This window comes from Caldisphaera sp., assembly GCF_046536515.1.
Classification (GTDB): domain Archaea; phylum Thermoproteota; class Thermoprotei_A; order Sulfolobales; family Acidilobaceae; genus Caldisphaera.
On the sequence record NZ_JAWDMQ010000072.1, the window covers coordinates 1 to 5,515 of the forward strand.

The 5,515-nt window shown below is 27.8% G+C and carries 4 protein-coding genes; 2 read left to right on the forward strand and 2 right to left on the reverse strand.

Going from position 1 to position 5,515, the window contains the following annotated elements; genetic code table 11:
• Positions 1-761: 761 nt before the first annotated feature.
• Together RXO53_RS07585 and RXO53_RS07590 are read right to left on the reverse strand one after the other, a co-directional pair.
• A complete protein-coding gene (locus tag RXO53_RS07585; RefSeq protein ID WP_410713623.1) occupies positions 762-1,451 on the reverse strand; it encodes a glycosyltransferase family A protein in 690 nt (229 codons plus the stop codon).
• Between the two features lie 1,211 nt (positions 1,452-2,662).
• On the reverse strand, positions 2,663-3,679 hold the full coding sequence (locus RXO53_RS07590; RefSeq protein ID WP_410713624.1) for an FkbM family methyltransferase: 1,017 nt from the start codon (positions 3,677-3,679) through the stop codon (positions 2,663-2,665).
• Positions 3,680-4,653: 974 nt separating this feature from the next.
• Between RXO53_RS07590 and RXO53_RS07595 the strand changes: the two genes are divergently transcribed.
• Both RXO53_RS07595 and RXO53_RS07600 read left to right on the forward strand, forming a co-directional pair.
• Positions 4,654-4,875: a hypothetical protein gene (locus RXO53_RS07595; RefSeq protein WP_410713625.1), complete on the forward strand. Its 222-nt coding sequence runs from the start codon at positions 4,654-4,656 to the stop codon at positions 4,873-4,875.
• Between the two features lie 112 nt (positions 4,876-4,987).
• A complete protein-coding gene (locus tag RXO53_RS07600) occupies positions 4,988-5,206 on the forward strand; it encodes a hypothetical protein (RefSeq protein WP_410713626.1) in 219 nt (72 codons plus the stop codon).
• Positions 5,207-5,515 lie beyond the last annotated feature (309 nt).

Here is a 5,515-nt window from a genome sequence, read left to right on the forward strand (position 1 = left end):
CCCCGCTAGTAAGAATTTCCCAAGCCTTAGGATCTTTATGAGCAGTATAGAGATCAACATTATAATTAAGTTCTCTTAATGCTTTGTACATTTCTAAAGCTAATTTTTCTGTTCCTCCTGTCTCTTCAATAAGGGTGTGAATTAATGCAATTCTTGCCATTTTATTTCACCTACATTAATAATTTTTTATTATAAGCATGCATTTTTGTAGTTTTACCTTTACACTTAAAATTTGTGAATCGAATTTAATTTAAGCTTTCTACTTTATGAATCAAATTGGTTTATTGCTTGTCATGAATTTAATTAGCTTAATAATTAGTCAATAGATCTTTTATAAGTTTTTTAGATAATAGTAATAACTTTTAAGAGCAAGTGACACATAAACAAGAAAATCTTACCAAGTAGATCCTGTCCTATAACTTTGGAGAATAAGCAAATTCATTATGTTGTTAATAATTAAGAAACAGAAGAACTTTAGATGAACCGACCGAAGAGGTTATAAGCAGGCTTCTTAAGGGATATCGAATTTCCAAGAAGCAACGATGTTATGACCAATAGTAGTGTCGAGCGACGTAAATGTTTCCTAGTAATGCATCTCATAGCCTTCATGAAGTCTGAGGGCTTAGGTTTAAGCTCCGGCGGTAGCTCTCTGGACTCAGTTTGCGGAATTAGCCAGAGACCTGCCCTGAGATAAAACTCTCTACACGCATATATATTGAGCTCCCCTTCAAGTAGCTGAGATTCTATAAGCCTGAGAGCAGCTACAGTCTGAAGGGGGACCTGAACTTCTTTATGTAAGTCTTATGCACTTTACCAATAGCGAAAGCAGGGGTCCAATTCTCGCCATGAATCCTATAGAAGGTCGGTCTCTTGTCTGTAAAGTACATTAGTTCTCCAGTCTTTATCGAGGCAGCAAATATGAAATTGTCGATACCTACTGGTAACATCATGAGCAGATCATAGTTATGTTCAAGCACATATTTTTTCACAGCCAGGGAGCTATTGTTGACGTCAGCTAAAATTCTTACATGCCTGAGTATTATATCTGTGACACTTATTTTATAGTCTCTCGCTAGCTTACGTAATCTATCTACATCAATAATTACGTCACAGTTCCTTATCAGGTTTCTAGAGGTAAACCCTAACCTAGACTTTTCAAGCTTTATGCCTTTCTCAAATATAAGCTCTTGAGAATTATGAAAGTAGATAAGGTTCTTATGCCTTGTAAAGGCCTTATACAACTCTTCAAGCCTGTTTTGTTTGTATATATCGTCATCATTCAAGAATGTTGTTACGTCGCCCCGAGCTTTTTTAAAGCCCTCTAAAAAGAACCTGCCATAAAGGGGACTGTCGCTATAGATATCCTTCCATAAGTTTCTTGAGATTATACTGTCAGATTCAGGATCTTCAAAGTTCTTTATAACAATTACTTCAAACATGTCCTTAGACAAGGTCTATTCCTCTAGACTCCTCAAAGCGAACGGCAAGTTTTTTTTGCGATTGTAGGCAGTTACTATTACAGAGATTAATGGCTTCTCATTCAAAGTTTAAGATCCCTGTTAAAACATGCTGAGGCTATCTAATAAACTTTAATGCATAGTCAAGGAATTCAGCTACGAGGTCTTAAGAGAGTTAAGGATATTACAAACAAAGTAAGCTTAATCGTTTAAAATAAATAGCATAAAATCTTCTGCTGATAGTAAATAAATTAATTCAAAAATATAGTTTTTTAATCTTCACCTTTTTTAAAATTTTGTAAGAAAATACTAATAATATTTTTATAGTTATCAAAATGAGGCTTAATTTACTAATTGATAACGAGTATGTTATAAAAAAGATTTATTACAAGAATAAGAATTTCTAGTTTCTTCAGAGTCATGCTTTATATTATAGTAAAATTCAAAGAAAAGTCTTTTTTAACTATGTAAAAAAGTTCTGCAAAAACTTCTGAGAAAATTTATTTTATATTTTCAATGATTGAATCTGATCTCCTCCTTACCATGAAGAATTATCCGAAGTCCAGAGGGTTACATTTATGTGTGCTACTTTCTTATACCATCTCGTATTGTAGGAGTAAAATCGGCTCTCGCTCATCATCCTTTAAGAATTGATTAGATGAAGAAATGTGACATCTCAATTTTTTAATACATTTCGAATCTAAATTTTCCCCTGCATTAAAAGGTAAGGTTTGTTAATTCTTTTATTATATAATTATTTAAAGCTGTAAATACTCAAGTAGAATCACTTTTTTTTCTTTTCTATCAATTGATTAATTGAGATTAGTATTTGAGGTAAATTTACACTTTATCTCTACTTATCTCTACAAATAAATTTATTTTACTCAAATTTAATCTTAGTAACTTGGTTCAGAGCCAAATTATTGCCAAATCACGAGGCTAAATCTTTGGTAAGAATTTGCCAAAACGATGTGGCAAATTGCCACACTGCTGGTTTCTGTACCATCATATAACGCAGTTTGTAAGAGCTTTCAAGGAGAAGAATAAAGATACAGAAAAAAGATAATAAGTTAAGATACAAAGAAGAAGATACTAAATTTACCTTTCATCTTGTCTAATAGTTAGGTAGAAATTCTCAAACTCTTATACCTAACTAAAAACTAACTTATCAAAAAGATGGACAAATTTGTTCAAGATCTTGAGATTTATTTTTGTTCACATGAATAAAGATTTTGACCTGTCTTGGGAACAAGAACAATTTTAAGATAGCAGTTAAATCCTATATTTTTTAAAGAAGCTAAAATTTTATCATCGCTTACATTAGTAATAAAGGGGTGAGTTTCAAATACTATATATTTAAATTTTTTTAATTCATTGGGGTCAGATTTCGTTAATATATCTGCTTCACAACCTTCGCAATCGAGCTTTAATAGATATGGATTATCAACCATTTCAATAACATCTTTTAATGTTATTGTTGGTACTTTACAATTGCCATTAGATTTTACTGAACTAAAAACACCAGATTTCATAATATCATAATCGCAAGGTACTGAGATAAATCCATTATTAATGCTAAGCCCAGCATTAATAATTTTAATTTTATTTTCCAAATTATTTAACTTTACATTATTAATAGCGCAATTAGCTACATTTGGTAAAGGTTCTACACCAATAACTTTCTTAGCACCTAATACAGCAAAATATATTGAAGAATCCCCAATACTTGCCCCTATATCTACTACATCTTTTTCTTTTAAATCTGAAAGAATTTCAGGATAGTTATATTCACCTATTGCATAAATTTCGCTTATAGTACGTATAGAACAATTTAAACCAAATTTAATGTTTAGTCCATTAAAATTAAATGATAATATACCATTATTAATTATTGGATTTAATCCATTAAAACAAAGGTTTCCTAGTATTGCTAGCAAATGAATTGCTTTATAAATATAGTCTATATTTTTTGAATCATCTCGTTTTACATAATTAACTATATCAAAATAATCTATTCTATCCTTACATTTCTTAAGGCCTGTTACTCCATATGCTAAAAACCTATATTCTTCCCAAGGCAAATCAATATAGCCTAAACCTTTTAATTTAACTCTTATAGTTTCTTTTCTTCTAGCAAAATCAATTAATGAAGGAAACCATCTATCTTCTATTACATCTCTTAAATTAAATGCAGCTTTTACATATAAACTTAGTGAAGCCAAGTTTTCACTCTCATTTTTATGTTATACATAAAAATATATAAATTTAAATTGAATAAAAATTTTATTATGAAATAGCAAATTATAATATATTTTTGAGAAAAAGAGTAAGACAAAGCTAATAAAAATTTATTTTAAAAGATTAGACTAAAAAGATTTAATTTTAAAGAAATAAAGTTGTATATCTTTAATAGCAAATAAGAAAAGAATTTAGAAAATAAAATTTTTAATCTAATTTTACTATAAAAATGGTGGGAAATTAAGTAAAAAAGAATATTTTATCCATAGAATAAAGAAATATTTTATTTTTTTAATTTTTCTATTTATAATAATTTTTTAGCTAAATCCTCAAGCATGAGTATAAACGATAACTGAACTTTAGTTTCTGTTAATAAAAAGTTGATAACTTATGGTTATTCAACCTATGGTATATGTGGGAAATTTAATTTTTATAATGGATTTTTTATTCTGGTCAACCAAGTTACATAAATGGTTTTGGCTTGCAATTAAATAAAAATATCAATGCATCATTATCTACAACTCTATGGTTTCAAAATATTGCAAGAGTTAAAAAGCAAAACAATACTTATATGATAAATTTTTAGACAATATTTGGAACGTTACTACTCAAAATTCAACCCTAAATAATTTTAAGGGAAATATGAGATTTATTATGAAAATGGAAGAAGCTATTATACATATGAATACCCAATTTCTTATATAACTTAAACACCCTTTTCAATTATATCTCAAATAATCCAAAATTATATTAATTTTTTCTTATTTTAAAAATTCAACATATTCAAATAAGATTTTATTAGATCAAATATTTATAAATTCAAGAAATCTCACGTTTTTAATAGGCTTAATGGGAGGTTCTTCACCTGAAACATTTACTTATTTTACCCTTTTGGTAATTTGTAATAGCAGGCTATTCTTCAGGATACCAATTATTTATATATAGCTGAAATTCAACTATGGAATTATATTACTATAATAACACATATTATTTTGTTCCAGATGCATTTTCTTTGTCACCAAATGAATTTGCTGAAGGAATAACTTTGGAAATCGTAAATCCATTAGATGGCATAAACAAATATTATAAAAATGGGGTAATATATCAAGTAAAAGGCATGTTAAACCAAAGCGTTTTATGGATACCAAATGTTACTTTTAACAATAAAAAATTATTTTAATTCCAATGTATTCCCTTTGAAAAGTATAGCATATAATAAAACTTATTACAAGCATTTATCTATAATTAATTTTAAAAAATGCTAGTATTTTTTGTATGTAACTAATGAAAAATTGGATAGCTTTAGTATAAAACAAATTTCTCTAAGTTATACTAATGAATTACCAAATAATGAAATACCTTATTTAATCGGAATATTAATATTTATTATAATTTTAATATTTATTGCAATGATTGTTAATAAAATTAAAAAGCATAAAATAAATATTCTTCAAGCGCTTTTAAGTAAAGCTCCATTTTTACTTAAAATAGACAAATCTTTATTACAATAAAATTAAACCTCATATTTAAATCTTTTGGCATAAACTGCTTTTGAAAACTAAAAAATGCTCCAATAATTTTTTATTAAAATTTGCTTTATTATTTCTAAACTATTTTGTAATTATTAAGCCATAAACTCACAAAAATAATTTTTAAAGTTCTATTCTAGAATTTTCCCCTATAACTAATTTTAATGTTCTGGACTTATCATTAACTTTCTCTACTATGGCGTTTTGACCTATAAGTGAATCTCTAATAAATACTCCTTTTACTGAAGCACCATCAAGAATAACGCTGTTTTCAATTTCAGAATCAAATAC

Bases quoted from the DNA above. Each gene is read 5' to 3' on its own strand.
- RXO53_RS07595 (WP_410713625.1), top strand. From the start codon at position 4,654: ATGGAATTATATTACTATAATAACACATATTATTTTGTTCCAGATGCA.